A 25,265-nucleotide genomic window follows, 5' to 3' on the forward strand; every position below is an offset into this window, starting at 1 on the left:
TCATTTCTCCAATCCCAGGCGCTGCATCTTGCCGCGCAGGCCCACGCGCGAGAGGCCCAGCTCCTGCGCCACGCGGGTCTTGTTCCAGCGGTGCCGCTGCAGCGTCTCGCGCAGCACCATGGCTTCGATCACGTCCAGCCGCTCGGCCAGGGTGCCGCTGGTGGGCAGCGCGGCCTGCAGGTCGTCACCGCCATTGCCATGGCCCTGCAGCACGCGCCCCGAAAACGCGGCGGCGTCAAGCGCGCTGCCGTCCTGCAGCGCGAGCGCGCGCGCGATCTCGTTGCGCAGCTCGCGGATGTTGCCGGGCCAGGGGTAGGCCAGCAGACAGGCCAGCGTGGCGTCGGGCAGGGTGGCGCCGGGGTGGCCGAGTTCGCGCGCCACGTCCTGCAGCAGCTGGCGGGCGATGGGCGCGATGTCGGCCGCGCGCTCGCGCAGCGGCGGCACGGTGATGCTCACGCCCGCGAGGCGGTAGTACAGGTCTTCGCGGAACAGGCCTTCGCGCACGCGCTGCTCCAGGTCGCGGTGGGTGGCGGCGATCACGCGCACGTCCACCGGCACCGGGCGCGCGCCGCCCACGGGCCGCACCTCGCCTTCCTGCAGCACGCGCAGCAGCTTCACCTGGAAGGCCGGCGAGGTCTCGCCGATCTCGTCGAGGAACACCGTGCCTCCGTGCGCGCGCTGGAACAGGCCGGGGTGGTCTTCGTACGCGCCGGTGAAGGCGCCGCGCTTGTGGCCGAACAGCTCGGACTCCAGCAGCGTGTCGGGAATGGCGGCGCAGTTCTCCACCACGAAGGGGCCGGTCAGGCGCGGCGAGGCGTAGTGGATCGCGCGCGCCAGCAGCTCCTTGCCGGTGCCCGATTCGCCGAGCACCAGCACCGAGAGGTCGTAGCGCGCCACGCGCTGCGCCATCGCGCACACGCCGTCCAGCGGGCTGCCGGGGGCGCGCACCAGGCGGTCGAAACCGAAGCTGGCGCGCGCGCGGTCGATCTGCGTGGCGGTGCGCTGGCGCAGCACGCCGGTGCTGGTGCGCAGCTCCAGGTCGAGTCGGCTGGTCTGGCGCTGCAGGGCCTGCGCTTCGACCGCGTTGCGCACCGAGTCCAGCAGGTGGTCGGGCGCCCAGGGCTTGAGGATGTACTGGTAGATGCCGGCCTCGTTGATGCCGGCGATGATGTCTTCGCTGTCGGTGTAGCCCGAGATCACCATGCGCACCGCATCGGGCCAGCGCTCGCGCACTTCCTTGAGGAAGCTCACCCCCGTCATGCCGGGCATGCGCTGGTCGCACAGGATCACGCTCACCGGCTGGCGTTCGAGCAGGCCGCGCGCCTCGTCGGCGCTGCTGGCGGTGAACACGGTGAAGTCCTCGTCCAGCGTGCGGCGCATCGCGTCCTGCGAGCGCACCTCATCGTCCACCACCAGCACGGTGGGCAACACGTCGGTGGGGAAGGGCGCGTTCATCGGTGCACGGCCAGATGCCGGGGCGTCCACGCGTGCGGCAGCTTGTGCACGAAATGGTGGCGCGCCACGTGGTAGCTGGGGTCGAAGCCGTAGAAGTTGCGGTGCATGCGCGCGAGTTCCTGTTCGCGGTGGTGGGCCAGCGGGCGGCGCGCTTCGTCGCGCTCGCGGGTGGCCTGCTTGGCCGCCAGCCTCTGCGGCAGATTGTAGGAGGCCGCGAGCGCCAGCGCGCGCTGCAGACAACGGTCTTCAAAGCCCTCGCGTCCCGTTCCGTCGCAGTGGTCGATCAGCGTCAGGTGCCAGGCGTCGAGCGCGCGCAGCGGCGTGCGCTGGCGCATGAGCGCCTGCGCACCGGCCTCGCCCAGGCGGCGTGGCAGCAGGTAGGTCCAGTACTCCGAGCCGTACAGGTTGCCCATGTTCTTGTAGTGCGGGTTGAGCACCACGCCCTCGTGCGCCCACACCTCGTCGGCCGCGAGCGCGAGGAAGGCGCCACCCGCGCCCGCGTTGCCGCGCAGCAGGCTCACCGTGAGGCGGTCGGTGGTCTCGATCACCGCCAGGGCCAGGTCGTTCATGGCCTGGATGTTGCGCCACGAGGCGTCGGCCGCGCTGTCGCCGCTGCGGTGGGCGGCGGCCTCGATGGCGTTGAGGTCGATGCCGTTGCTGAAGAAGTCCTCGCCGCCCATGAGCAGCAGCACGTTCACCGGCCGCTCGCGCACCGCCTGCCAGGCCGCGCGCAGGCGCTCGCAGCGCCCGGTGGACATGGCGCCGTTGTGGAAGTCGAAATGCAGGCAGCCCACGCGCGCGCCCTCGGGGCCGTGCTCGCTGTAGCGCAGCTCGCCCCACTCGTCCTCGGGCCGTTGCAGCGGCGCGGGCAGCTCGGGCAGGGCGGCGGCCTCGGTGGCGAAGGCCTGTGCCGCCGCCTGCTTGAAACCGGCGGCTTCGCCCACGCGGCGCACATGGCCGATCCACACGCCGCCGTCGCGCGTGCGGCGAAGCAGCGCGCCGTCGCGCACCGCCAGCAGCTCACCCGGTGCCGCGTGCGCGAAACCCGCCATCGCCGCGCCGGACGCCGCGTGGCCGTCCATCAGGTGGCAGGCCTGGCCCCAGAGCGCGTCGAGCACGCCGGGCTGGCCGTCGGCGCAGCGCAGGCGCGCGAGCACCTCCGCCGTGGTGTGCTGCGCCCAGTGAATGGCGCGGTCGGCCTGGCGCATCGCGGGGCGCCATAACGCGGGCGGCGGTGGTTCGCCCGAGCGCTCGCCGTTTTGAAAGCGCTGCACGGCGGCCAGCGTGGCGGCGAGTGCGGCTTGCGTGACCTCGCGCCGGTACAGGCTGCCCTTGGCCGCCTGGCGCAAGGGAAAGGCCGCGTGCGCCCACACCGGGCCCGCGTCGAACTCGGCGTTGGCCTGCAGCACGGTCACGCCCCAGTCGCGCTCGCCGCGCAGCACCGCCCAGTCCAGCGCGTTCGGCCCCTGGTCGCCCGGCGGGCCGGGGTGCACCACCAGGCAAGGCAGTGCCTGCCACACGCTGGCCGGGATGCGGCGCTTCAGGAACGGCGCGATCAGCAGCTCGGGCTGGAACAGGGCCACCGCCTCTTCGGTCACGCGGTCGTTGATGTCCAGCTCCACGCTCACCCGGTGGCCGCGCGCGCGCAACTCGGCGAACAGCCGCTGCGTGAGGCTGTTGAAGCTGTGGCACAGCAGCAGGATGCGCAGGCCGGCAGGGGCCGGGGCGTTCATGGCATCAGCAGATCCGCGGCAACTGCTCGCCACTCAACCAGTCCACCACGCGCCGACCGCCGAAGCGCGTCGGCGATCTGCACGAAGTGGTGCGGGTCGGCCGTCACCTCGCCGATGCGCGCGGCGTCCGTGCCCAGCGGGTGGGCGCGCATGGCCGCGAGCACGGCCTCGGCCGCCTCGGGCGCGCACACCGCGACCAGCTTGCCTTCGTTGCGCAACGTAGAGCGGGTCCAGCCCGAGCAGCTCGCAGGCCGCGTCCACCTGCGGCCGCACGGGGATGGCGGCCTCCTGCAGCAGCATGCCCACGCCGGACTGGCGCGCGATCTCGTTGAGCGTGGTGGCCAGGCCGCCGCGCGTGGGGTCGCGCAGCACGCGCACGGTGCCCGGCGCGGCCGCGAGCATGGTCGCCACCAGCGTGTGCAAGGCGGCGGTGTCGCTTTCGATGGTGGTCTCGAAGGCCAGCGACTCGCGCTGCGAGAGCACGGCCACGCCGTGGTCGCCGATGGTGCCGGAGAGCAGCAGCACGTCGCCCGCACGCGCGTTGCGCCCGCTGATGTCCACGCCCGGCGGCAGCACGCCGATGCCGGTGGTGCTGATGAACACGCCGTCGCCCTTGCCTTTTTCCACCACCTTGGTGTCGCCGGTGACGATGGGCACGCCGGCCTCCCGCGCGGCCTGTGCCATGGAGCGCACCACGCGCTGCAGCTCGATCAGCGGGAAGCCTTCTTCCAGGATGAAGCTCGCGCTCAGCCACAGCGGCGTGGCGCCGGACATCGCCACGTCGTTGACGGTGCCGTGTACGGAGAGGCAGCCCACGTCGCCGCCGGGGAAGAACAGTGGCGAGACCACGTGGGCGTCGGTGGCGACCACCAGCCGGCCCTGGCCGGGATTCAGCGAGGGCAGGGGCAGCACCGCGCCGTCGTCGCCCTGGCGCAGCCAGGGGTTGTCGAAGGCGGCGAGGAACAGCTCCTCGATCAGCTGCGCGGCGGCCTTGCCGCCCGCGCCGTGGCCCATGTCCACGCGGCCGTGTTTGATGTCGAGCGGGCGCGTGTAGTTCTTCTTCACCGGGCGCGGTGCGGGGGCCTCGCCGCTGGCGGCCTGGTCGGTGTCGGTTCTCATGGCGTGGCCTCCTCGATGGCGGCGGTGGCGATGGGGATGTCTCGAAAGCGGCCGTAGGCGTAGTGCGCCGCGCAGGCGCCTTCGCTGGACACCATGCACGAGCCCACCGGGTTCTCGGGTGTGCACACGGTGCCGAAGATCTTGCAGTCGGTCGGCTTCTTCACGCCGCGCAGGATCGCGCCGCACTCGCAGGCCTTGTTGTCGGCCACCGGGCGGTAGGTCAGCGCGAAGCGGCGCTCGGCGTCGAATTCGGCATACGCCTCGCGGATCTTCAGCGCGCTGTAGGGCACCTCGCCCAGGCCGCGCCACTCGAAGCTGGGCCGCAGCTCGAACACCTCGGACACGAGCGCCTGCGCCTTGAGGTTGCCTTCGCTGGTGACGGCGCGCTTGAACTGGTTTTCCACGTGGGCGCGGCCTTCGTTGACCTGGCGCACCAGCATCAGGATGGCCTGCATCACGTCCAGCGGCTCGAAGCCGGCGATCACCACCGGCTTGCGGTACTCCTCGGCGAAGTGCTCGTAGGGGCCGGCACCGATCACGATGCTCACGTGCGCCGGGCCCACGAAACCGTCGATGGGCACGGTGCCGTACTCGCGCACCTCGGGCGACTCCAGGATGTGCGTGATGGCCGACGGCGTGAGCACATGGCAGCACAGCACGCTGAAATTGGTGAGGCCCTCGCGCTGCGCGAGCTGGATGGTGAGCGCGGTCGGTGGCGTGGTGGTCTCGAAGCCGATGGCGAAGAACACCACCTCGCGCTGCGGGTTCTGGCGCGCCAGGGCCAAGGCATCGGCGGCCGAGTACACCATGCGGATGTCGCCACCGCGCGCCTTGGCGCGGATCAAGGAAAGGCTTTCCGACGCCGGCACGCGCATGGTGTCGCCGTAGGTGCAGACGATGGCGCCCTGCGCGAGCGCCAGGCCGATCGCCTGGTCGATGCGGCCGATGGGCAGCACGCAGACCGGGCAGCCCGGGCCGTGCACCATCTTCACGTTGGGCGGCAGCAGCTCCATCACGCCGTAGCGCGAGATCGCGTGCGTGTGGCCGCCGCAGAACTCCATGAAGCTGTAGGTTCGGTCGGGGTGGGCTTCGGCGGCGATGCGCACACCCAGCTGCTGGGCAATCTCACCGTCGCGGAATTCGTCGATGTATTTCATGGTGTGGCCTCCTCGTTCAAACGGGCCATCTCGGCGAACAGCGCCAGCGTGCGCTCCGCCTCTTCGGGGTCGATGGTGCCGATGGCGTGGCCCACGTGCACGATCACGTAGTCGCCGACCTCCACATCGGCCACCAGGGCGATGGAGATCTCCTTGCGGATGCCGCCGAGATCGACCACCGCCTGGTCGTTGGGCCGCAGCTCCACCAGCCGCGCGGGGATGGCTAGGCACATGGTTCGGTTTCCTTTTCGTGGGGCGTTGTCTGAACGGAAGCGGGGGATTCGAGCTGGCGCGCGGCCGCCCAGGCCTGGCCCAGGGCCAGGCCGGCGTCGCCGCAGCCGTGCGGGCCGGGCAGGTGCACGCCGAGGCCGGCGCCGCGCAGGCGCTCGGTCACGCGCTCGCGCAGCAGGCGGTTGAAGAAGCAGCCGCCGCCCAGGCACACGGTGGTGCTGCCGTGGTCGTGCGCGGCGCGCGTGGCCCAGTGCGCCAGCGCATCGGCCAGCGCGAGGTGAAAACCCGCCGCCGCCTCGTCCACGCGGTCGGTGCGCACGTCGAGCAGCGCGGCGAACAGGCCGCGCAGGTCGAGCCGGCGCTGGCCGTCGGGCAGGGCGTCGGTGAGCAGGTCCACCAGCGAGGCGGGCAGGGGCGGCTGCGCCGGGTGCAAGGCGAGCCAGCGCGCGGCGGCGGCTTCGAGCGCGATGGCGGCCTCGGCCTCCTCGGTCTGGCGCACGCTCAGGCCCAGCGCGGCGGCGGCGGCGTCGAACCAGCGACCGGCGCTGCTGGTGGGCGGGCAGTTCAGCCCGCGCGCCAGCATCTGCTGCACGCCGCTGGCCGTGGCCTGGCCCACCACGGGGGCGAAGCGCGGCACGGTCTCCGCGCCCCGGCCCAGCGCGTGCAGGGCGCTGGCGGCCATGCGCCAGGGCTCGCGCGCGGCGCGGTCGCCGCCGGGCAGGGCCAGCGGGTGCAGGTGGCCCAGGCGCTGGCAGCGCGCGCCGTCCACCAGCAGCAGTTCACCGCCCCAGGCCTGGCCGTCATCGCCCAGGCCCACGCCGTCGAGTGCGAGGCCGATCACCGGGCCTTCGATGCCGTGTTCGGCCACCACGGCCGCGATGTGCGCGTGGTGGTGCTGCACACCGATGGCGGGCACGCCCAGCGATTCGGCGAGGTCCATCGCCAGTCGGCTGCTGAAGAAGTCCGGGTGCAGGTCGTGCGCCACCGCGGCCACCGGCCCGTGCTGTTGCAGCAGCGCGCGGGCCGAGGCTTCGAGCGCGGCGCAGGCGGCCGGGTCGCTCAGGTCGCCGTGCACCGCCGTCCAGTGGGCCCGGCCCTGCGCGTCGAGCAGGCACGCGGCGTTCTTCAGCCAGGCGCCGCAGGCGAGCACGGGGGTGGTGGCGATCATGCGTGGACGTGATGATCGTGGTCGTGGTGCATCTGGTGGTCCAGCCAGTGCAGCCAGGCGTCCATGCCGTCGCCGGTGGTGGCGCTGAGCTGGATCACCTCGATGCCCGGGTTCACGCGCCGCGCGAGCTCGATGCAGCGCGCCACGTCGAAGCGCACGTGCGGCAGCAGGTCGGTCTTGTTGAGCACCATCAACGAGGCGGCGGCGAACATGTCGGGGTACTTCAGCGGCTTGTCCTCGCCCTCGGTCACCGAGAGGATGCGCACCTTCGCGGCTTCGCCCAGGTCCCACACGGCGGGGCACACCAGGTTGCCCACGTTCTCGATGAACAGCAGGCTGTGTTCGTCGTGGTGGTGATGGTGGTGATCGTGGTCATGGTGATCACCGTGGTGCGAGTGCAGCCGCGCGAAGGCCTCGGCCACCATGGGCGCGTCGAGGTGGCAGCCCTTGCCGGTGTTGACCTGGATCGCGGGCGCGCCGGTGGCGCGGATGCGGTCGGCGTCGAAGCTGGTCTGCTGGTCGCCCTCGATCACCGCCACGTGCAGGCCGGGTGCGCGCGCCTTGAGCGCCTCGATGGTGGCGCACAGCAGCGTGGTCTTGCCCGAGCCCGGGCTGGACACCAGGTTGAGCGCGGTCACCCCGTGCGCATGGAAGTGCGCGCGGTTGTGCGCGGCCACGCGGTTGTTGGCGCCGAGGATGTCGGTCTCCAGCTTGATGGCGCGCGCCTGGCTCATGCCGGGCACCGAGACGCGCGCGGCGCCGGCACCGAAGTGCAGGTCGCCGTTGGCGGGGTTCACCTGCAGCGCGGCCGGCGCGGCCACGGCGGCGCCCGCGACATGGTCACTGCATCCACATACGACACACATGGTCGGTCTCCTGTTTTCGTGGGGGTTCAATCATCGGCCACCTGCATGTCCAGCACGCGCAATTCAGCGCCACCGGTCGGCTGCAGATGGAAACTGCCGCAAGCCGGGCAGGCGTCGCCGCGCTGGGCCAGGGCCACGGTCTGCGAACAGCCCAGGCACCAGGCCTGGCCCGGGGGTTCTTCGATCTCGATCGCCGCGCCTTCGAGCAGCGTGCCGGGGGCCAGCGCCTCCAATGCGAAGCGCAGCGCGCGCACGTCCACGCCCGCGAGCTGGCCGGCCTCGAGCCGCAGCGCGAGCAGGCGCTGGAAGCCTTCGCGCGCGGCCGTGTCTTCCACCAGCTGGAGCACGCCGCCGGCGAGGCTGGCCTCATGCATGGTCCACCTCCGGGGCGCGCGCGAGGTGTTCGATGGCGAAGGGCACGCAGGGGTCGAAGGCGGCCACCAGCAGGTTCACACGCCGCGCGATCGCGCAGTCGGGCAGCTCGGGGTCGAGCCGCGCCAGGCGCTGCGCCACCTCGCCTTGCGGGTGGAAGTTCCATTCGGTCGGCGCGACCACGCGGCAGGCCAGCACGCGCTGCGCCTCGGGGTCCACCTCGACCTGATGCACCAGCAGGCCACGCGCCATCTCCACCCAGGCCAGGCCGCGACGGGGGCCGGTGGCTACGGCGCCCCAGTCCAGGCAGGCGTCGCCGCCGTCGAGCGCGAGGCGCACCAGCTCGGCGATGCGGGTGCCCAGCAGCGCCCAGGGCGTGAGCGGCACGCCGTCGGCCACGGCACCGAGGCGGCTCCAGGGGCCGGTGTGGGCGCAGGCGCCATGCCACAGCGGGCGCAGCGCGAAGGCGGGTTTGTGCGCGAGCGTGGCGCCCAACATGCACAGGCTGGGCGGGTGGGCGTGCGGGCGCAGCGCGGTCTCGTGCGTGAGCGGGGCGAAGGCGTCGGCGCTGTGGGCGCGGCGCAGCAGCAGGGGCAGCCACTGTTCGTGGCGCTGGGCCCAGGTGTCGAGCCAGTCGGTGCCGCCGGCCTGCCAGGCCGCGAGCCAGTCGCTCGCGGGCAAGCGCAGCAGCGCGTGCTGCAGCCAGTGGCGCAGCGCGGGCCAGGGGGCGGGGTCGTCCTGCGCGGGCCAGGGGCAGCCGCGCAGCGCAGCGGCGGCCTGGGCCGCGGTGGGCGCGTCACCCGGTGCGAGCAGGCGCGGCCAGTCCAGGCCGATGCGGCGGAGGTGCTCGGCCGCGGTCTCGCGGCGCAGGCGCTCGGCCACGGCCTGGGGCGGCGGCAGCAGGCCGGGCGCGGCCGCGCCGATGGCGAGCTGGCAACACAGGCGGTGCGCGTGGCTGCAGAGGTTGAACAGGCTGGCCATCAGCCCGGGCAGGCGCGCCGGCGGCACGCCGTGGCCCATGCGCGCGGCCCAGTCCTGGCGCGTGCTCTGCAGGCTGTGCGGCGGCGGCGCGCCTGGCGTGAAGCGCAGGGCGCCCGCCAGGTGGGCCAGACCGCCGGGGGCGACCAGGTTCATGCGCGGCCTCCCAGGAAGAAGGCGCGGCGCGAGGGCACGGGTGGGGGGGTGACCTGGGGCGCGGGTCGGGTGAGCGCCAGCGCTTCGCGCGCGGTCTCGCGCGCCAGGGCCTGCGTGGCGAACTCGCCCATGGGCGAGAACAGCGCGCAGGTCTCGTGGTAGCCCACGGCGGGGTCGTGCGCGCCGATGAAGTCAAAGCGCTCGCTGCCGAAATCGCGAACGAAGCTGCGGCCCACCTGGCCGCCGTGCGGAAGCGGCTGCGCGGGCAGGCGCACCAGGCTCATGAACCAGGGCGTGATGAGCACGCCCTCGGCCACGGGGTCTTCGTCACCGGTCCTCGCCCACTCGAAGCCCACCGCTTCCACGCACAGCGCGGCATTGAGCAGCGGAACGCCCTGCATGCGCTCGGCCTGCACATGCCGGTAGAAGTCTTCGAGGGCTTGCACGCGGTTCATCATGGCAACAACAAAAACTGATCGGGCTCGCAATCACAGTTCGGGCAGCGCCAATGCGACGGCAGGTCGGCGAAGGGCGTGCCGGCGGGGATCTGCCACTGCGGGTCGCCCACGGCGGGGTCGTAGACCCACCAGCAGATCTTGCACTCCAGGCGCGAGCCGGCTTGCAGCACCTCGCGGTTGCCGAGGTAGGAGCCCTCGAAGCCCTCGAAGTGCTCGCCGCTCATACCGCCTCCAGCCAGGCCATCACTTCGCGCAGGCGCTCGTGCGAATCGCGCAGGTCTTCGGGCGCGGCCATCGCCACCTCGGGCATGTCCACCACCTCCACCGTGTTGAGGATCACCTTGTCCATGGAGTTGTAGTACACCACGCGCCAGCAGTTCGGCAGCCGCGTGTTGGAGATGCGGCAGTTGCCGTACCCGCGCGAGAGCATGAGCACGCGGCCGGTGCCGAGCTGGTGGTCCAGGAAGCCGATGTCTTCGGGCGTGACGGGCAGCAGCGTGAGGTTGACCACGTGCGAGACCTGGCCGGGCTGCCAGCGCGCCACCTGGTCGCGGATCTCGTCCACCAGCAGCGGTGCGTTCTGCACATTCGGCGGCAGCAGGCCGTTCCACTGCGGCGGGCTGGCCCACACGTCTTCGGCGGCGGTGGCGGCGAACAGCGAAGGCACCGGGCCGACTTCGATCGCGTCGTCCACCAGCTCGGCGTCGCGGCCTTCCTCGTGGCGCCAGGTCATGAGGCGCCAGACGCCGGCGAACACCGACTCCTGCACGCGCACTTCCAGGTTGCCCGCGCCCAGCTGCACGATGGCGCTGGCCTCGCCCTCGCCCAGCACCTGGTTGATGATGCGGAAGTCGCGCGGCGCGAGCTGGCGCAGCGGCACCAGGCCCGGGGCACCGCCCTCGGCCCCCTGTTCCAGCAAGGTCAGCACCTGCTGCAGCGCGGCGCGCGCCTGGTCCAGCCCCACCAGTTCCTCGGGCTCGGGCAGCACCGGCGGGCGGTAGGTGCTCATGTCCTTGGGCAGGGGCAGGTAGTCGAGCGACTCGTCTTCGGGTTGCGTGCCGGGGCCCAGGGCCACGAGCGGAATGGGGAAGTCTTTCATGGGGTGTCCTTGGGTTCAGTGGCAGCCGCCGGCGTCGCTGGAAGAAGAAGCCGCCGTCTTGCTCACGACGGGAATGCCGATGGTGGGCGGGCGCGAAGGCGGCATGCGCAGCGCGGCGTCCACGCCTTGCAGGTACACGTCCCAGTCCTGCATGCCGGCGATGGCGGTGACGTATTGCCCGCCGCGGAAGAACAGCAGCGAAGGCCAGCGCTGCGAGCCGTAGCGGCGCGCCACCGCGTCTTCGCTCTCGCGCGGCACGGCGGCCACCGCGAAGCGGCCGGCAAACACCTTCATGAGCTCGGGCAGCACGGCGGCCACGTCCTGGCCTTCGGGGAAGCGCACGGCGTCGCCGGCCAGCAGCAGCACGCGGTCGCCGGGCTGGGCGGCCCAGTCGGCCACGCTGGTCTCGTCGACGAGGGCGGCGCCGAACTCGCGCACCAGGCGCATCACCAGCGGCGCGGCGGGGTCGGTGCTGGGCGGGGTGACGGCCAGCGGGCGGAAAGCGGTCTCGGTGGTCATGACAAAGTCTCCTGAAGAAGGGAATTCAACCGTGGGCGAGCTGGCGCAATTGCTCGGCGCTCATGCGCGAAGGCAGCTCGAAGCCGGCCTCGCCGTCGGCGCCCTGGCCCTGCATGGCGCCCAGCACCAGGTTCAGCGCGGCGTTCACTTCGCTGGCGCGCTCGGCGTCGATGCGCTCGCGCGCATCGCCCAGGAACACCAGCAGCCAGTCGCCCGGCGCCACGTCGCCCACCAGCGCGGTGGTCACGCGGCGGCGCTCGCCGCGCCCTTCGCACTGCGCGTGGCCGGGCTCGATGGCCGTGACCTGCATGGGCATGCCGATGCACATCTCAAGCACCCTGCGGAAAGAAGCGCTCGTCGCCTTCTCGGCAGGCCGCGTCGGGCGCGGGGCGCTGGGTCTCATACGCGGCGAGCGCGAGCTCGTCCATGGTCACGGTCTCGCGCCCGCTCAGCGGCTCGCGGCGCGGCACGGGCTCACCGCCCCAGCGCGCGATCTCGGCCACGGCCAGCGCCAGGGCTTCGTCCATCGCGGCCTTCACCACCGGGCGCAGGCTGCCGCCGTAGTCCTCCAGCTCCTGCGGCTGGCAGCCGATCAGCAGCACCTGGGCCGGGTACTGGCCGGTGAGCTGGGCGAGCGAGAGCACTTCCTGGAAACCGGTCTGGTGCAGGCTCATCTTCTTCGCGCCCAGGAATCGCGGCACCTCGTCGTCGCGCACCAGCTTCAGCGTGCCCGGGGCCAGGCCGTAGTCGATCGCATCGAAGATCAAAAGGCAGTCGGCCGCCTGCACGTGCTGGATGAGGTACAGGCCTTGCGTGCCGCCGTCCACCAGCGACACGTGGGGCGCGAACTGATGGCGCTGCTGCAGCGCTTCCACGCAGCGCACGCCGAAGCCTTCGTCGGCCCACAGCAGGTTGCCGATGCCCAGCACGCAGATGGCGGAAGGCGGGGTGTCACCGCTGGGGTGACAGGCGTTTTCAGGCGAGGTGAGGCTCATGGTGGGCAGGCTCACAAAAATCAGGTGGAAGAAAGAAGGGCGGCCGCGCGCAGGCGCTTCCAGGCGTGGAAGCTGTCCCAGGCGGCTTGCTGCGCGAGCCAGAAGCCCGCGTCCACGCGGAAGACGCGCGCGCAGCGAATCGCGGTGTCGGGCGACATCGCACGCTGGCCGTGCACCAGCTCGTGCAGCCGCCGGCGCGACAGGCCCAGCAGCCGCGCGGCCTCGCTCTGGTTGAGCGAGAGCGGGCGCAGGCAGGTGCGCGCCAGCAGCCGCCCCGGGTGCGTGGGCACGCGCAGCGGCACGCCCACCGGCGGCAGGGCCGGGGCGAGCTTGAAGGCAACTGCTGCGCGTTTCACGCTCATTCCTTGAACGTGCGGTGGCCGGAGATCATCGTGCTCACGATGCTCTGGCGGCCCATGATGTCTTCGCGAATGGCCGCGTAGATGTGCAGCAGCACGAAGGTGACGATGCCCCACATGCCCAGGCGGTGCCAGGTGTGCACGTCCTGGCTCTGGCCCATGAGCGGGATCACCCAGCCGAACAGGTGGTCCTGCCACGAGCCGGCCTGCGAGCCCTCGCTGTACAGCGCAAAACCGGTGACGATCATGAAGATCGACAGCATCAGGTAGAACGCGAACATCGCGAACCGCGCCAGCGGGTTGTGGCCCACGTACTGGTTGGGCTTGGGGATCAGGAACAGGTACCAGCGCAGCATGTTGAACACCTCGCGCCAGTAGGCCTTCTGGAACATCGGCACCCAGAACAGCTCCTTGGCGTGGTGGTTGCCCACCAACGCCCAGTAGGCGCGCGCCACCAGGCCCACGGCCATGATGTAGCCCGCCGCGAAGTGGGCAAAACGGATGTAGCCCATGAGGTAGTTCGCGCTGGCCTCGCCCGGCATGGTGGGCAGCGGCTGGCCGATGAAATAGCCGGTGACGCACAGCACGGTGATCGACAGCGCGTTGATCCAGTGCCAGAGGCGCACCGGCACCTCGTACACATAGACCGAGCGGATCGTCTGGCCCTGCTGCAGTTCGAGCGCGTCCGCGTTGGCGCGCGCCGTGGAGGATGGGGTGGACATGGTGACCTCCTTGAAAGAGGGTGCTGCCGCGTCAGGCCGCGAGCTGGCCGAAGAGGTACAGGCCGGCGGCGCTCAGCAGCGCGCCCAGGCCGCCCAGCGCCCAGCCGCTGCGCTCGGCCAGCCAGCGCCGGATGCCCAGGCCGATGCCCACGCCGCCCACGTGCAACAGCGCGGTGGTGAACAGAAAGCCCACCGCGTAACCGGCGAAACCGCTCTCGGGCGTTTCGGAACCGTGCGCCAGGCCGTGCAGCGACGCGGCGGCGGCGATCAGCCCCAGGCCGATGGCCGGCGACACCGTGGCGCGGCGCGCGAGCAGCAGCATGCCGCCGAACAGCACCACCGAGAGCGACACGCCGTGTTCGAGGTAAGGCACCGTCACACCGAGCATGCCCAGCGTGGCGCTGACGATGAGCGCCAGCAGAAAGGTGGCCGGGCCCTGCCAGGCCTTGTTCGCCGGCAGCGCCGAGACCGACCACACGCCCACGGCCACCATGGCCAGCAGGTGGTCGGGCCCGAAGGGGTGCACCAGGCCCTCGAACAGGCTGCTGGTGCCGTGGCCCGTGTGGGCCTGCGCGGCGCCGGCCGCGCCGGCCAGCAGGGTGGCGGCGATCAGGCCGCGCGCGGTGTTGCTCTTGAATGTCATGGGGAATCTCCTCGTTCTTGTGGGGGCGTTCAGCGAACCGTGACGTGGCTCATCTCCTGGCCGTCTTCGCTCATCACGTGGGTGGAGCAGGCCAGGCAGGGGTCGAAGCTGTGCAGCGTGCGCAGGATCTCCAGCGGCTGCTCGGGGTTGACCATGGGCGTGTTCATCAGCGAGGCCTCGAAGGCGCCGATCTGGCCCTTGTGGTCGCGCGGCGAGCCGTTCCAGGTGGTGGGCACCACGCACTGGTAGTTCTCGATCTTGCCGTCCTTGATGCGGATCCAGTGGCCCAGCATGCCGCGCGGCGCGGCCACCGTGCCCACGCCCTTGGCCTCCTTCGGCCAGGTGCTCGGGTCCCACTTCTCGATGTTGGCCGTGCTGGTGTCGCCGGCCTTGATGTTGCCGACCAGCTGCTTGAAGTCGTCCATCATCATCTCGGCGGCGTACTGGCTCTCCAGCGCGCGCGCCAGCGTGCGGCCGATGGTGGTGGGCAGCAGCTGCTTGGCGCTGTACTTGGTCTCGGGCATGCCCAGCGCCTTCGGGATGGCGCTGTTGATCGCCACCGCGGCCTCGTCCACCTGCTGCTTCACGCGCTGGCAGAACTTGTTGCCTTGCGTGGCATGCGCATAGCCCAGGATGTAGCGCGAGAGCGGGCCCACCTCCACCGCGTGGCCGCGCCAGCGCGGCGACTTGATCCACGAGTACTTGGCCGACTCGTCGAGGTTCTCGATCTTGGTGCGCGTGCCCTTGAAGTTCGGGCCCTCGGGCGTGTAGTTGGCCTCGGTCACGCCGTCCCAGGGGTGCAGGCCCTTGGTTTCGTCGCCGTACTTGTACCAGCTGTGCGTCACGAACTCCTGCACCTGCTCGGGGTCGCGCGGGTCGATCTCGTGGATCTTGTTCCAGTCGCCATTCAGGATCACGCCGCCGGGCAGCTGGTGCGTGCTGTGGTCGTAAGGCACCTTCTCATACGTGCCGTAGTCCGCCACGTTGGTGGCCGAGAGGCCGCCGCCGTACAGCCAGCCGGCTTGCTTGTAGATGGTGCCGATGGCCAGCACGTCCGGGATGTAGACGTTGTTGTTGAAATCGATCATCTCCTGGATGCGGGCCTGCACGAAATTCAGCCGCTCCATGTTGATCGGGGCGCCGGCCGCGCCGTTGCCATCGATGTTGATCGCGCAGGGCACGCCGCCCACCAGGTAGTTCGGGTGCGGGTTCTTGCCGCCGAAGATGGTGTGCACCTTCACCCATTCCTTCTGCAGGTCCAGCGCCTCCAGGTAGTGGGTGACGGCCATCAGGTTGGCCTCGGGCGGCAGCACATAGGCCTTGGAGCCCCAGTAGCCGTTCGCGAAGGGGCCGAGCTGGCCGCTCTCCACGAACTTCTTGAGCCGGTTCTGCACGTCGCGGAAGTAGCCCGGCGACGACAGCGGGTGCGAAGGCGACACGATGTGCTGCAGATCGCTGGTCTTCTTCGGGTCCGCCTTCAGGCACGAGACCACGTCCACCCAGTCCAGCGCGTGCAGGTGGTAGAAATGCACCGCGTGGTCGTGTACCTGCAGCGTCTTGGCCATCATCTCGCGGATGAGGTGGGCATTCAGCGGAATGCGGATGCCCAGCGCGTCTTCCACCGCGCGCACCGAGGCCAGCGCGTGGCAGCCGGTGCACACGCCGCAGATGCGTTCCACGAACGCCCAGGCGTCGCGCGGGTCGCGGCCCTTCAGGATCACCTCCAGCCCGCGCCACATGGTGCCGGTGGACACCGCGTTGCGGATCACGTTGTTGCTGTCGAGGTTCACCTCGCAGCGCATGTGGCCTTCGATGCGCGTCACCGGGTCGACGACGATGCGCCGGCCCGTGTTGTCCATGCGGAAGCCTTGAGTTTCGTAAGCACCCATCTGGTGTTCCTCGTGTTCGTTCTGGTTGTGGGGTGTCAGTGGCTGGCGGGTGCGTCGGTCTTGCGGGTGTCGCGGGCGCGCTTGCGCACCGAGATGGCGGCATGCGCCGCCACGGCCGCGCCCACCACGCCGGCGGCGGTGGCGCCGATCTGGTCGGCGTTGGCTTCGATGCCGAAGGCGTGGATGTCGGTCAGGCGGTCGTAGAACGAACCCTTGTCCCAGAAGCCGTCTTCCGAACAGCCGATGCAGCCGTGGCCCGCCTTGATGGGGAAGCTCGTGCCCTCGTTCCACTGCACGGTGGAGCAGGCGTTGTAGGTGGTGGGGCCCTTGCAGCCCACCTTGTAGAGGCAATAGCCCTTGCGTGCGGACTCGTCGTCCCACGCCTCCACGAACTGGCCCGCGTCGAAATGCGGGCGGCGGTAGCACTTGTCGTGGATGCGCTGGCTGTAAAACATCTTCGGGCGGCCTTGGCGGTCCAGCTCGGGCACGCGGTCGAAGGTGAGCATGTAGGTGATGACACCCGTCATCACCTCGGGGATGGGCGGGCAGCCCGGCACCTTGATGATGGGCTTGTCGGTGATCACCTTGTGGATCGGCGTGGCCTGCGTCGGGTTCGGCTTGGCCGCCTGCACGCAACCCCAGGAAGCGCACGAACCCCAGGCGATGATGGCCTTGGCGTCCTTCGCCACGTGCTTGAGCTTTTCAACGAAAGGCTTGCCCGACTGGATGCAGAACATGCCGTCTTCGTTCAGCGGCGGGTTGCCTTCCACGGCCAGGATGTACTGGCCCTTGTACTTCGTCATGATCTCTTCGAGGATCGCCTCGGCCTGGTGGCCGGCGGCGGCCATGAGCGTGTCGTCGTAGTCCAGCGAGATCATGGAGAGCACCACGTCTTTGGCCAGCGGGTGGGCGCTGCGGATGAACGATTCGGTGCAGCAGGTGCATTCCAGCCCGTGCAGCCACAGCACCGGTGTGCGCGGCTTGTTTTCCATGGCGTGCGCGATCTGCGGCACAAAGGAAGGCGCCAACCCCAGCGAGGTGGCCGTGAGCGAGCAGTATTTGAGAAAGCTGCGGCGCGAAATGCCTTTGCGGCGCATGACCTCGTAGAAGGTTTCCATGACGGGATGTCTCCGGTGCTTTGTTGGGGGCGGGGGGCGACACGCTGATTTGCAAGTCGTGCGCCAGCCCGCTCCATGTCCGGGAATACCCTGGGGAGCGCTTCTAAGTGGTTGTTTTTGTTGGGATGCGGCGCGGGAGTGCGCGCGGCGTGGGAGGCGGGGGGATTTAGGGGTGGAAGCGAGGTTGCCGGTGCCGGTGTTGGATTGAAAGAAAGTCTTGCAGTGAAAGTTCAATCGAATGAATTGTTTACACGTACCTGCCCACCTCTGGGTGATGGACTGACACTACAGCGCCCAAAAATCTCGCCCTCGCAACGACGACGAAAAATTTATGGGGGACACAGGCTTCCACAAGGCGGAAGAGTCCTTTTATTTGTCAGCGGCATAGTTCGTCTGGCTCGTGGCTTGTTGCCAAACATTGCCAACTTTGGCACAGCCCCAGCTATCGATCTCAGCATGCCCCATCGTTCTTTGCAGATTCGGGCTATATTTTCAGCTCCTTCATCAAGATTCAAGGGAATGAAATGACAAAGGCATGGGAGACAGCCTACCAAGCTAGAACAGACCTTACAGCCTACGGAGACAACGCTCTAGGACTCTTCGCGCTTGGGTTACGGTTCAATATAGAAGACCTAGCCACAGTGGCGGCGGATGCTATCACCGATGGGAGTGATGATAAAAAATGTGACATTGTCTACATTGATGAGAATGAAGGCTACGCTGTCGTTACGCAATGCTACCTCGCGACAAGGCAAAAGCAGAGCGCGCCAGCGAATAAAGCCTCTGATCTCAATACTGCAATCAGCTGGCTTCTTCAGGCATCATCGAAAGAGTTGCCGGAGCGAATTCGATCAGCCGCAATGCAGCTTCGTCAAGGAATAGACAATGGTGAAATAAAGAAGCTCTATATTTGGTATGTCCATAATCTTCCTGAATCCACTCAGGTAAAAAGCGAACTCAAGACTGTCGAAGAGACAGCTGTTGCCGCTCTCAAACGTCATTTTTCTGAGCGAAATGTGGCTACCTCAGTGTCCGAAGTTGGCCGTGCCACATTCGAGACTTGGTATAGCGAAACACTTTCCCCGATTCTTGTCAATGATGAATTTCTCATTGATATCCCTCACGGTTACGAGGTGGCGGAAACGGATTGGAATGCATTTGTAACCTCTGTTCCAGCAGTATTTCTGCATCGAACTTACAAGAAACATAAAACCAAAATTTTCTCGGCCAATGTGAGAGATTATCTTGGATCGAGATCTAGTGACTCAAATATTAATAATGGTATCAAGAAGACGGCTGAAGGTGAGCCGCAGAATTTTTGGGTTTACAACAATGGACTGACAATCCTGGTTAATGATTTTGAGCTGATCAATGTTGGGCGGAAGCAGCAACTGAAGATCTCAGGTATGTCGATTGTTAATGGTGCTCAGACCACCGGCGCTCTCGGTTCACTTTCCAAGGTGCCTAGTTCAAAACTTCAAATCCCCGCTAGGTTTGTTAAGACCAGTGATAGTGATTTGGTCCACAGCATCATTCAGTTCAACAACAGTCAGAATAAAGTGACTGCATCCGACTTTAGAAGTACCGATAGCGTACAAAAGCGACTAAAGGATCAGATGAGCAGGATTCCGAACGCAGAGTATGAAGGTGGTCGAAGAGGCGGTTCTGGCGATGCTATTGCACGGCGACCAAATCTACTTCCCTCGTATACTGTTGGCCAAAGTTTGGCTGCATTTCACGGCGATCCAGTGACGGCCTACAACCAGAAAACAAATATCTGGATCAACGACCGCCTCTATTCTAGGTACTTCAATGAGGAGACTTCTGCCACACATATCGTGTTCTCCTTCAGCCTTCTGAGGGCGGTAGAGCAAAGGAAACTTACGCTTACGCAGAAAAACAGATCAAATTCTGCATTGACCAAGACTGAAGATAAACAACTAGCGTTTTTCCGCAAGCGAGGTTCCATTTATCTTCTCGTTAGTGCCCTTGCCGCTTGTATCGAGACATTCCTTGGGAAAAGAGTATCTAACTTGTATCGTCTTTCGTTCGGAGATCGTGTATCGCCGAAGGATGCGCAAAAAATTTGGTCTGAAATTGTGGAGCTTACAGCGCCCCTTGCAATTCACTTGGAAGAGGCCCTAAACGATGGTCTCAAGAGCTTGGAACGAAGCGAGGCTGCAATCGTAAAGTTTCAGTCCTTAGTGGAAACAACAGCGTCGGCCAATGCATCGCAATTCAAGAACTTCAAAGCGAAGGTGCAGCAAAAGTAGGCATTGAACTCCTCTTGTGATAAGGCCGGAGTAGTTGTAAGTTGTGTATGAAGGCCAATCGAAAGCTGATGAGCGCAGGAGAGGCATTTGAAACGAATTTCGTGCTTATCAATAAGTGAACTCAGACTCTTTGGTTTTCCTCCCATACCAACTATGTCTTCTGATTACTTAAGGTCAAGAGTATTCCATTAAAGTGACTTGCGGAAATTTCGTCGGAGCTTTTCTGTGCTGAGGGGCCCGAACCGCCACTGAACAGATAAGGGCCCATTCTGAAATAGATCTTGTTGCTGTGAAGAATGGTTAAAAGAGTTGGCAATGGCAGGGTTGCTAGTTGGTCTGTGCGATCTATCATGAGATAACCAGCGGTTGATCACAACCTAGGCTCTCAATCGTTCCCTTGCCAAGCTGCCCTATACTCACCGCGTCGTACATCGAAAGTACGACCGGGATTGGCATCCCGAAGACGAATACTCACCGAGATAGCTGCAACGCTCACGCGCTGCGGCTATCTCCGTCTGTGCCTACCGCTTTTTTGGTGGCCCGGACGGGGAGCCGCGAGGCTCGCCGGTCCTGAGTAATCGTCCCGGTATGCCAACCCGTTCGGGCCACCGCCCTCTCACAAAGGGGGCGGTGGTATCACCCACCTGATAGGGAAGGCACATGCAACATCCCCGCATTTCTTCGTCTCATCTCTCCCACCACCATCGTCGCCGCCCGCGCCTGGCCGTCTACATCGACGCCGAGAACGTGAGCGGCCAGCACGCCGAGCAGCTCATGCGGCTGGTGAACCAGCGCGGCAGGCCCACGCTGTGCTGCGCGTATGGCGACTGGACCACCGACTTCCTGCTCTCCTGGAAGAAGTGGTTGCATCCGCTGGGCATCCGGCCGGTGCAGCAGTTCCACTACTCGCAGGGCAAGAACGCGAGCGACGCCGCGCTCATCATGGACGTGATGGAGCGGCTGCACCGGGGCCGGGTGGACGGCATCTGCATCGCGTCTTGCGACAGCGATTTCGTCGGCCTCGTGGGTCGCATTCAGGAGCACGGACACGTGGTCTACGGCTTCGGCCAGCACAGCGCTTCGCCCGCCTTCGTGGCGGCCTGCGACGAGTTCGTGTTTCTGGACGGCAGCGATGGCGACAAGAACAACAACGCCCGCGGCACGCCGAAAGGCGGCGGCAGCGTGGAGCTGCTGATGCGCCAGGGGCTTGCCCCCGCACCGCTGCCGCGCCCCTAGCCGGCGCGCCCCCCGGGCCCGCAGGCCGCGCATCGCGCGCTGCATACATTTGCTTGCAATTCGCGGCGCGGCCCTTGATCATGGCTGATCGCATGGCATTGGGCGGGGGGCTGATGTGGGTGAGCAAGCGCGCTTTCAGTGGCTGAAGGAGGCCTTGAGTTTTTGCGACAACAGCAAGCAATGGCGCTGCCCACGGTGGCCCATTCTTTTGCTGTCGGTCGTGATGCTCATGCTGGTGTCGATCGTCTTTCTGGCGATCGGCGATGCATTGAATGCCAAGGGCGCGGTGTTGACGCGCTTCCTCGCCCGGGCCCAGGCGCCGCTCACCGCGCAATGGAGTTATCCCTCGCAAGCCCGCGACCAGATCACCGTTCTTCTGTACGACGAAGAATTTCTCACCGGCACGGGCAGCGCCTGGCCCATCAGCTACGGGGAGCACGCCAGCAACCTCAAGCGCCTGGTGGCAGACACGAACGCGCTGCCCAAGGCCATTTTTCTGGACATCACGTTCGGCCAGGTGCGAGACGACAAGACGATCTCGCAACTGGCCGAAGCGCTGTGCGAGATCCAGAACCCGAAGAAGAAGGAGCATGCGGTCCCGGTGTTTCTGGCGGCGCTGCCGTCCAACGGGATCACACCGTTGGCGGTGCGCAAGGAACTCATGAATGACAAGGGCATGGCGGCGTGCGCCACCCTGGTGGGGGTGGACTATTTCCCCGATCCGCTCGACGGCCTGGCCTGGACTTACGAGCTGAGCCGCCACCGCACCGTCGAGGGTTGGCACCACGGCCCAGGCGGCCCGGGGGATCCCACCTACCGCAGCGCCGCCCTGGCCATGGCCCAGCTGGACAAGAAACTGGGCCCGGAGGTGGGCCCGATGGCGCTGGTGTGGGGCCTCAACTCGGCCAAGGAGCAGCGCGCCGCGACCCTGAAGAACTGCGTCCGGGGTGAGCCGAGCTGGTCGCGCCTGATTCCCGGGGTGTTGCGCAAACTCTGGGAGCCCGAGCACAAGCTGCCGCTGTGCCCTTACCACGCCACCTTGTCGATGGACCAGTTGAATGTCATGAACCCGGTGGAGATCAATGCCCACCTGAAGGACAAGTTCGTCATGGTGGGGGCGAACGTGCCGGGCTACAACGACTTTGTTCACTCGCCCGTGCACGGGCTGCTGCCCGGGATTCACGTGCACGCCATGGCGCTGGACAATTTCCTGACTTTTGGCGACCGGTACCTGGTCAGCGCCGAATGGGACAAGCCCTCGCGCAAGGAGCTGTTCCTGCCGTCCCTGGTGGTGGTGGCCGTGGTCTTTCTGATCCACCTGCTGTGGAACCTGGTGCGGCGCCGGGTGTGGGCGTTCTGGCGCCACCTCCATGCGTTTCCGGACTTTCAGCGTTGGCGCAGGCGCTACCGGGCATCGCCTGAATGGGCCAAATGGGCCACCCCGCGGCTTTTGAAGGGGCTGGGCTGGATCGTTCGATTGACGCTGCAGACCATTGCCGCCATGATTCTGATCGCGTTGTTACAAAAAGTTTTTCGGATCGGGATGGTGCCGGTGGCGGAGCTGGTGGGCATGACGCTGGTGGCCGAGGGGTTGGACGTGGTCCGGCGGTTGAAGAACTTTCTGTTCGAGCCCACTGCGCGGCCCAGGCGGGCAACGCCTTCCATGTGAATTCACCCATTGTTTTGAGATTTCAGGCGAGGTGTCTCTTGAAAAATCAGGTCATTGCAATCGGTCTTTTCGCGGTCTTCGCCAGCCCATGGGCTGTGGCGCAGTCCCAAATCGTGGGCCTGATGCCCAGCAACCAGACCACCCTGGATCTGTACAACAACGTGGGCGACTCGGGCACGGACACGCGAGCCACGCTGGCCGACTTGCCGATGAACGTGCTGGAGACCAAGGCGGGCCATCACCGGGTGAACTACAAAGGAAAAGACTACTGGGTGAGAGGGCCGCAGGTGCGCATCAGCCGGGGGAGTTCGGCCGGCTGCACCACCGCCCGCATCGCGCCCACCACGCAGACCACCAGCACCCCCGGAGCCGGCAAGAATGCGTGCTGACCGTCGCCGGCTTCCGGGTGGTGGCGCACCCGCATTGGCAGCGGCTTTGCTCGCGGTGGGCTTGCTGGCCGGCTGCGAGACCATGCCGCAGAGCATTGCCTCGCTGCCCGTCATATCCCAGATCCGCGGTTCGGGGCCCAGCAACCCGCTGGCCGAACTGCCGCCGCCGGTGGCGCGCACCTGGCCCGACGTGCGGCAAGACGTGCTCAACCAGCGCGCCCGCGGTTTCGGGCTGGTCAACGCCCCCGAGCTGCAGCGCTACCTGAACGGCCTGCTCAAGCGCATCAAGACCGCCGCCGGCGTGCCCAACTGGCCCGGCGGCGTGCACGTGCTGGCCAGCCACGCGCTCGACGCCTATGCCACCGGCGCCGGCAACATCTACATCTCGCTGTCGTGGTTGACCGACATGGAGAGCGAAGACGAACTTGTCGCCCTGCTCAGCCACGAGTTCGCGCACATCTACCTGCACTACCACCAGCTGGAAAGCGCGGTGGCCGACGCCGACACCGTGACCTCGGTGCTCGGGCTGGGCGTGGGCCTGACGCTCAAGACCGGCGAGGCGGCGCGCTGGAACAAGGTGGACACGCTGCTCACCACCTACACGCTCGGGCGCGGGCTGGTGACCACCATCTACAGCCAGTCCGAAGAGAGCGCGGCGGACCGTTTCAGCCTCAGCCTCACGCACAAGCTCGGGTATTCCTACGAGCACGGGATCAAGGCGTTCCTGGAGCGGCTGGCCACCTGGGAAGACGAGCAGGAGAAGCGCGAGAAACTGCAGCAGGAAGCCCTGCTGGCCGCGATCCGCGCGCAGGCCGCCACCGCGCCGGCTCCCCGGCCCGGTGCGGCGGCCAACAACCCGCTGAACCAGGGCATTGCCGCTACCGGCGCCGCCGCGCAGGGTGAGGTGGCCGCCGCGGCCAGCCAGTTGTCCTTCGAGCTCACCAAGGGCTTCGAGAAGGTGGCCGGCTCGCACCCGTCCACCCTCAAGCGGCTGGACGCGATGGCGGAAACCGCCGCCGCCTTCCCGGCGATCGCCGTGGAGCGGGAGGCCAAGAAGAAGCCGCTGGACGCCGCGCGCCAGGAGCGCAACACCGCGAACCTGCTGCGCAACTACGCGCTGGCCTTCAAGGTGATCGACGCCCCGAACGCGCCGGACGCGCTCGAAACCGCGCGCAAGGCGGTGGCGGCGCCCACGGCCTCGCACGCCGTGCCCCTGTTCGCGCTGTACGTGCGCACCAACGAAGCGCCGCCGGCACCCCGCACCCCGCGCCCGGCCGACCCCAGCCAGATGCTGGAAGCGAACTTCAACGCCGAGGCCGACCGCGCCTGGATCACCTACAAGGAGCGCAGCAGCAAGCTGAAGGACAACCGCCAGGTGCCCGCCGCGCAACGCGTGGTGGACCAGGGCCTGGCGTACTTCAGCCGGGCCGAGGAAGCCATGCCGTATGCCGTGCGCTTCTACGGCGAAACCAAGGGCTGGGACGAAGCCAAGCGCCGCGCCCAGGTGTGCGCGAAGGACTTCCCACGCGCGGCCGCGCGCTGCAACCAGGCCGCCATGAGCCCGGCCGAGCAGAAGCAGCAGGACCGCACGGACAAGATCAAGAAGGAAGGCCTGATGGAGCGCTTCTTCAAGTAGCCACCGCCTGCGCCAGCGGCCACTCGCCGCGCTCGACCAAGCCGAGCATCATGCGCTGCAGGCTCAACGCGGTGGAGCGCACGCCCGCGCTGTGGCGGCGCGCCTGGCTCACGTAGAGCGACCAGGTGATGGTCAGGCCCTTGATGGGCGTGGCGCTGAGTTCGCTCATCTGCGGGAAGTCGTGCATCGCGCAGTAGGGCATCACGGTGTAGCCCAGCCCGTCTTTCACGAGCGACAGGCAGAGCTGCAGGGTCTCCGCGTCGGCCGCGCGGCGAAACTTCTGGCCGTGGCGTTTCAGGTAGGCGTCCACGCTCTTGCGCACGAGGTTGGGCCGCCCCGGCAGGATGAGCTTGCACGCGCCCAGCTTCTCGGCGCTGGCGGGGCGGTCGGGGCGCAGGCCGGCGTCCACCGGGCCCACCAGCAGCAGGGGCTCGCGCACCAGCGGGGTCTGGTCGTGCAGCGGTGAGCTGCCTTCCTCGAAGTCCATGATGGCCACGTCCACCAGGCCCTGGTGCTGCCACTCGCGAAGGTGGTGGATGAAGCCTTCGTAGATGCGCAGCGACACGGCCGAGCGCTGCTGGATCTCGGCGGCGGCAAAGGGCGCGGTGATGAGCCGGTGCATGGAGAACGGCAGGCCGATGGAGACCTGCGTGCGCGCCTCGCGCCCGAGCTCGTCGCGCAGCAGCTCGGCCTGGCGCAGCAGGGGCCGCGCGCCGTTGTAGAGCAGGGTGCCGGCTTCGGTGAGTTTCACGCCGCGCGCTTCGCGCACCAGCAGCTGGATGCCGAGGTCGTGCTCGAGCGCGTTGAGCCGGCGCGAGAGCGCGGGCTGGGTGATCTCCATGTCGAGCGCGGCCTTGTTGATGCTGCCGGCTTCGACCACGCGCAGAAAACAGTCCACCAGTTTCAGGTCCATGCGGGCTCCATCGGGGTCGGGTTCGAGTTCAACGATTGTCGTTGAACTGCCATGTCGATTCTCATGTATCGCATATCCGGCGCCGTCCCTACCATCGCGGCTCAAGGAGACA

25 protein-coding genes and 1 pseudogene are annotated in these 25,265 nt (G+C 67.5%); 5 read left to right on the forward strand and 21 right to left on the reverse strand.

Annotated features, from left to right (window positions below; all coding sequences use genetic code 11):
* The 20 genes and pseudogenes from ACFJGX_RS04420 to ACFJGX_RS04515 all read right to left on the reverse strand — a co-directional run bounded on the left by ACFJGX_RS04420 (position 1) and on the right by ACFJGX_RS04515 (position 17,037).
* The gene (locus ACFJGX_RS04420; protein ID WP_382322565.1) at positions 1-1,455 is read right to left on the reverse strand and encodes a sigma-54-dependent transcriptional regulator; all 1,455 of its coding nucleotides are present in this window, start codon (positions 1,453-1,455) and stop codon (positions 1-3) included.
* Positions 1,452-3,188, reverse strand: a complete 1,737-nt coding sequence (locus tag ACFJGX_RS04425; protein WP_382322564.1) for an enoyl-CoA hydratase-related protein — start codon at positions 3,186-3,188, stop codon at positions 1,452-1,454. Before ACFJGX_RS04425 ends, ACFJGX_RS04420 begins: the two co-directional genes overlap by 4 nt.
* Positions 3,189-3,192: 4 nt before the next feature.
* Positions 3,193-4,307 (reverse strand): annotated as a pseudogene (gene hypE / locus ACFJGX_RS04430) (hydrogenase expression/formation protein HypE).
* On the reverse strand, positions 4,304-5,464 hold the full coding sequence (hypD, locus tag ACFJGX_RS04435) for a hydrogenase formation protein HypD (RefSeq protein ID WP_382322562.1): 1,161 nt from the start codon (positions 5,462-5,464) through the stop codon (positions 4,304-4,306). Before hypD ends, hypE begins: the two are co-directional and overlap by 4 nt.
* Positions 5,461-5,697, reverse strand: a complete 237-nt coding sequence (locus ACFJGX_RS04440) for a HypC/HybG/HupF family hydrogenase formation chaperone (RefSeq protein WP_382322561.1) — start codon at positions 5,695-5,697, stop codon at positions 5,461-5,463. Before ACFJGX_RS04440 ends, hypD begins: the two co-directional genes overlap by 4 nt.
* A complete protein-coding gene (locus ACFJGX_RS04445) occupies positions 5,688-6,863 on the reverse strand; it encodes a carbamoyltransferase HypF (protein WP_382322560.1) in 1,176 nt (391 codons plus the stop codon). The genes ACFJGX_RS04440 and ACFJGX_RS04445 overlap by 10 nt, the downstream gene beginning before the upstream one ends.
* Positions 6,860-7,729 carry a hydrogenase nickel incorporation protein HypB gene (hypB, locus tag ACFJGX_RS04450; protein ID WP_382327839.1) on the reverse strand — a complete coding sequence of 290 codons (870 nt, stop codon included), beginning with the start codon at positions 7,727-7,729 and terminating at the stop codon, positions 6,860-6,862. The genes ACFJGX_RS04445 and hypB overlap by 4 nt, the downstream gene beginning before the upstream one ends.
* Before the next feature lie 26 nt (positions 7,730-7,755).
* Positions 7,756-8,103 (reverse strand): hydrogenase maturation nickel metallochaperone HypA, encoded by a 348-nt coding sequence (locus ACFJGX_RS04455; protein ID WP_382322558.1) that lies wholly within the window; start codon positions 8,101-8,103, stop codon positions 7,756-7,758.
* Positions 8,096-9,235 carry a hypothetical protein gene (locus ACFJGX_RS04460; protein WP_382322557.1) on the reverse strand — a complete coding sequence of 380 codons (1,140 nt, stop codon included), beginning with the start codon at positions 9,233-9,235 and terminating at the stop codon, positions 8,096-8,098. Before ACFJGX_RS04460 ends, ACFJGX_RS04455 begins: the two co-directional genes overlap by 8 nt.
* A complete protein-coding gene (gene hybE / locus ACFJGX_RS04465; RefSeq protein WP_382322556.1) occupies positions 9,232-9,681 on the reverse strand; it encodes a [NiFe]-hydrogenase assembly chaperone HybE in 450 nt (149 codons plus the stop codon). The genes ACFJGX_RS04460 and hybE overlap by 4 nt, the downstream gene beginning before the upstream one ends.
* 8 nt (positions 9,682-9,689) lie before the next feature.
* Positions 9,690-9,917: a rubredoxin gene (locus ACFJGX_RS04470; protein ID WP_382322555.1), complete on the reverse strand. Its 228-nt coding sequence runs from the start codon at positions 9,915-9,917 to the stop codon at positions 9,690-9,692.
* Entirely contained in the window at positions 9,914-10,792 is an 879-nt protein-coding gene (locus tag ACFJGX_RS04475) for a hydrogenase expression/formation C-terminal domain-containing protein (protein WP_382322554.1), read from the reverse strand. The genes ACFJGX_RS04470 and ACFJGX_RS04475 overlap by 4 nt, the downstream gene beginning before the upstream one ends.
* A gap of 15 nt (positions 10,793-10,807) precedes the next feature.
* The gene (locus ACFJGX_RS04480; RefSeq protein WP_382322553.1) at positions 10,808-11,311 is read right to left on the reverse strand and encodes a hydrogenase; all 504 of its coding nucleotides are present in this window, start codon (positions 11,309-11,311) and stop codon (positions 10,808-10,810) included.
* Between the two features lie 25 nt (positions 11,312-11,336).
* On the reverse strand, positions 11,337-11,639 hold the full coding sequence (locus ACFJGX_RS04485; protein WP_382322552.1) for a HypC/HybG/HupF family hydrogenase formation chaperone: 303 nt from the start codon (positions 11,637-11,639) through the stop codon (positions 11,337-11,339).
* A gap of 1 nt (position 11,640) precedes the next feature.
* On the reverse strand, positions 11,641-12,306 hold the full coding sequence (locus ACFJGX_RS04490) for a HyaD/HybD family hydrogenase maturation endopeptidase (RefSeq protein WP_382322551.1): 666 nt from the start codon (positions 12,304-12,306) through the stop codon (positions 11,641-11,643).
* Between the two features lie 20 nt (positions 12,307-12,326).
* Entirely contained in the window at positions 12,327-12,662 is a 336-nt protein-coding gene (locus ACFJGX_RS04495; RefSeq protein ID WP_382322550.1) for a HigA family addiction module antitoxin, read from the reverse strand.
* A 2-nt stretch (positions 12,663-12,664) separates the two neighbouring features.
* Positions 12,665-13,387 carry a Ni/Fe-hydrogenase, b-type cytochrome subunit gene (cybH, locus tag ACFJGX_RS04500; RefSeq protein ID WP_382322549.1) on the reverse strand — a complete coding sequence of 241 codons (723 nt, stop codon included), beginning with the start codon at positions 13,385-13,387 and terminating at the stop codon, positions 12,665-12,667.
* A 31-nt stretch (positions 13,388-13,418) separates the two neighbouring features.
* Positions 13,419-14,030 (reverse strand): HupE/UreJ family protein, encoded by a 612-nt coding sequence (locus ACFJGX_RS04505; protein ID WP_382322548.1) that lies wholly within the window; start codon positions 14,028-14,030, stop codon positions 13,419-13,421.
* 29 nt (positions 14,031-14,059) lie between these two features.
* On the reverse strand, positions 14,060-15,919 hold the full coding sequence (locus ACFJGX_RS04510) for a nickel-dependent hydrogenase large subunit (RefSeq protein ID WP_382322547.1): 1,860 nt from the start codon (positions 15,917-15,919) through the stop codon (positions 14,060-14,062).
* A 35-nt stretch (positions 15,920-15,954) separates the two neighbouring features.
* On the reverse strand, positions 15,955-17,037 hold the full coding sequence (locus tag ACFJGX_RS04515; RefSeq protein WP_382322546.1) for a hydrogenase small subunit: 1,083 nt from the start codon (positions 17,035-17,037) through the stop codon (positions 15,955-15,957).
* 524 nt (positions 17,038-17,561) lie between these two features.
* Here ACFJGX_RS04515 and ACFJGX_RS04520 point away from each other — a divergent pair.
* From ACFJGX_RS04520 to ACFJGX_RS04540, 5 genes are all read left to right on the forward strand, one after another.
* Complete coding sequence (locus tag ACFJGX_RS04520; protein WP_382322545.1) at positions 17,562-19,310, forward strand: AIPR family protein; 1,749 nt, start codon at positions 17,562-17,564, stop codon at positions 19,308-19,310.
* Positions 19,311-19,970: 660 nt separating this feature from the next.
* A complete protein-coding gene (locus ACFJGX_RS04525) occupies positions 19,971-20,546 on the forward strand; it encodes an NYN domain-containing protein (RefSeq protein ID WP_382322544.1) in 576 nt (191 codons plus the stop codon).
* Positions 20,547-20,775: 229 nt separating this feature from the next.
* Positions 20,776-22,215: a CHASE2 domain-containing protein gene (locus ACFJGX_RS04530; protein ID WP_382322543.1), complete on the forward strand. Its 1,440-nt coding sequence runs from the start codon at positions 20,776-20,778 to the stop codon at positions 22,213-22,215.
* Between the two features lie 95 nt (positions 22,216-22,310).
* A complete protein-coding gene (locus ACFJGX_RS04535; RefSeq protein ID WP_382322542.1) occupies positions 22,311-22,604 on the forward strand; it encodes a hypothetical protein in 294 nt (97 codons plus the stop codon).
* A gap of 82 nt (positions 22,605-22,686) precedes the next feature.
* Positions 22,687-24,240 carry a M48 family metallopeptidase gene (locus ACFJGX_RS04540; RefSeq protein WP_382327841.1) on the forward strand — a complete coding sequence of 518 codons (1,554 nt, stop codon included), beginning with the start codon at positions 22,687-22,689 and terminating at the stop codon, positions 24,238-24,240.
* Here the strand turns inward: ACFJGX_RS04540 and ACFJGX_RS04545 are convergent.
* Positions 24,233-25,153 (reverse strand): LysR family transcriptional regulator, encoded by a 921-nt coding sequence (locus ACFJGX_RS04545; RefSeq protein ID WP_382322540.1) that lies wholly within the window; start codon positions 25,151-25,153, stop codon positions 24,233-24,235. The two genes, ACFJGX_RS04540 and ACFJGX_RS04545, sit on opposite strands and share 8 nt — an antisense overlap.
* Positions 25,154-25,265 lie beyond the last annotated feature (112 nt).

Source organism: Hydrogenophaga sp. UC242_50, from assembly GCF_042697355.1.
GTDB lineage: Bacteria > Pseudomonadota > Gammaproteobacteria > Burkholderiales > Burkholderiaceae_C > Hydrogenophaga.

Coding starts and splice junctions, on each gene's coding strand:
- ACFJGX_RS04420 (WP_382322565.1), bottom strand. CDS start 1,455: ATGAACGCGCCCTTCCCCACCGACGTGTTGCCCACCGTGCTGGTGGTG.
- ACFJGX_RS04425 (WP_382322564.1), bottom strand. CDS start 3,188: ATGAACGCCCCGGCCCCTGCCGGCCTGCGCATCCTGCTGCTGTGCCAC.
- hypD (WP_382322562.1), bottom strand. CDS start 5,464: ATGAAATACATCGACGAATTCCGCGACGGTGAGATTGCCCAGCAGCTG.
- ACFJGX_RS04440 (WP_382322561.1), bottom strand. CDS start 5,697: ATGTGCCTAGCCATCCCCGCGCGGCTGGTGGAGCTGCGGCCCAACGAC.
- ACFJGX_RS04445 (WP_382322560.1), bottom strand. CDS start 6,863: ATGATCGCCACCACCCCCGTGCTCGCCTGCGGCGCCTGGCTGAAGAAC.
- hypB (WP_382327839.1), bottom strand. CDS start 7,729: ATGTGTGTCGTATGTGGATGCAGTGACCATGTCGCGGGCGCCGCCGTG.
- ACFJGX_RS04455 (WP_382322558.1), bottom strand. CDS start 8,103: ATGCATGAGGCCAGCCTCGCCGGCGGCGTGCTCCAGCTGGTGGAAGAC.
- ACFJGX_RS04460 (WP_382322557.1), bottom strand. CDS start 9,235: ATGAACCTGGTCGCCCCCGGCGGTCTGGCCCACCTGGCGGGCGCCCTG.
- ACFJGX_RS04470 (WP_382322555.1), bottom strand. CDS start 9,917: ATGAGCGGCGAGCACTTCGAGGGCTTCGAGGGCTCCTACCTCGGCAAC.
- ACFJGX_RS04475 (WP_382322554.1), bottom strand. CDS start 10,792: ATGAAAGACTTCCCCATTCCGCTCGTGGCCCTGGGCCCCGGCACGCAA.
- ACFJGX_RS04480 (WP_382322553.1), bottom strand. CDS start 11,311: ATGACCACCGAGACCGCTTTCCGCCCGCTGGCCGTCACCCCGCCCAGC.
- ACFJGX_RS04485 (WP_382322552.1), bottom strand. CDS start 11,639: ATGTGCATCGGCATGCCCATGCAGGTCACGGCCATCGAGCCCGGCCAC.
- ACFJGX_RS04490 (WP_382322551.1), bottom strand. CDS start 12,306: ATGAGCCTCACCTCGCCTGAAAACGCCTGTCACCCCAGCGGTGACACC.
- cybH (WP_382322549.1), bottom strand. CDS start 13,387: ATGTCCACCCCATCCTCCACGGCGCGCGCCAACGCGGACGCGCTCGAA.
- ACFJGX_RS04505 (WP_382322548.1), bottom strand. CDS start 14,030: ATGACATTCAAGAGCAACACCGCGCGCGGCCTGATCGCCGCCACCCTG.
- ACFJGX_RS04510 (WP_382322547.1), bottom strand. CDS start 15,919: ATGGGTGCTTACGAAACTCAAGGCTTCCGCATGGACAACACGGGCCGG.
- ACFJGX_RS04515 (WP_382322546.1), bottom strand. CDS start 17,037: ATGGAAACCTTCTACGAGGTCATGCGCCGCAAAGGCATTTCGCGCCGC.
- ACFJGX_RS04520 (WP_382322545.1), top strand. CDS start 17,562: ATGACAAAGGCATGGGAGACAGCCTACCAAGCTAGAACAGACCTTACA.
- ACFJGX_RS04525 (WP_382322544.1), top strand. CDS start 19,971: ATGCAACATCCCCGCATTTCTTCGTCTCATCTCTCCCACCACCATCGT.
- ACFJGX_RS04530 (WP_382322543.1), top strand. CDS start 20,776: ATGCTGGTGTCGATCGTCTTTCTGGCGATCGGCGATGCATTGAATGCC.
- ACFJGX_RS04540 (WP_382327841.1), top strand. CDS start 22,687: ATGCCGCAGAGCATTGCCTCGCTGCCCGTCATATCCCAGATCCGCGGT.
- ACFJGX_RS04545 (WP_382322540.1), bottom strand. CDS start 25,153: ATGGACCTGAAACTGGTGGACTGTTTTCTGCGCGTGGTCGAAGCCGGC.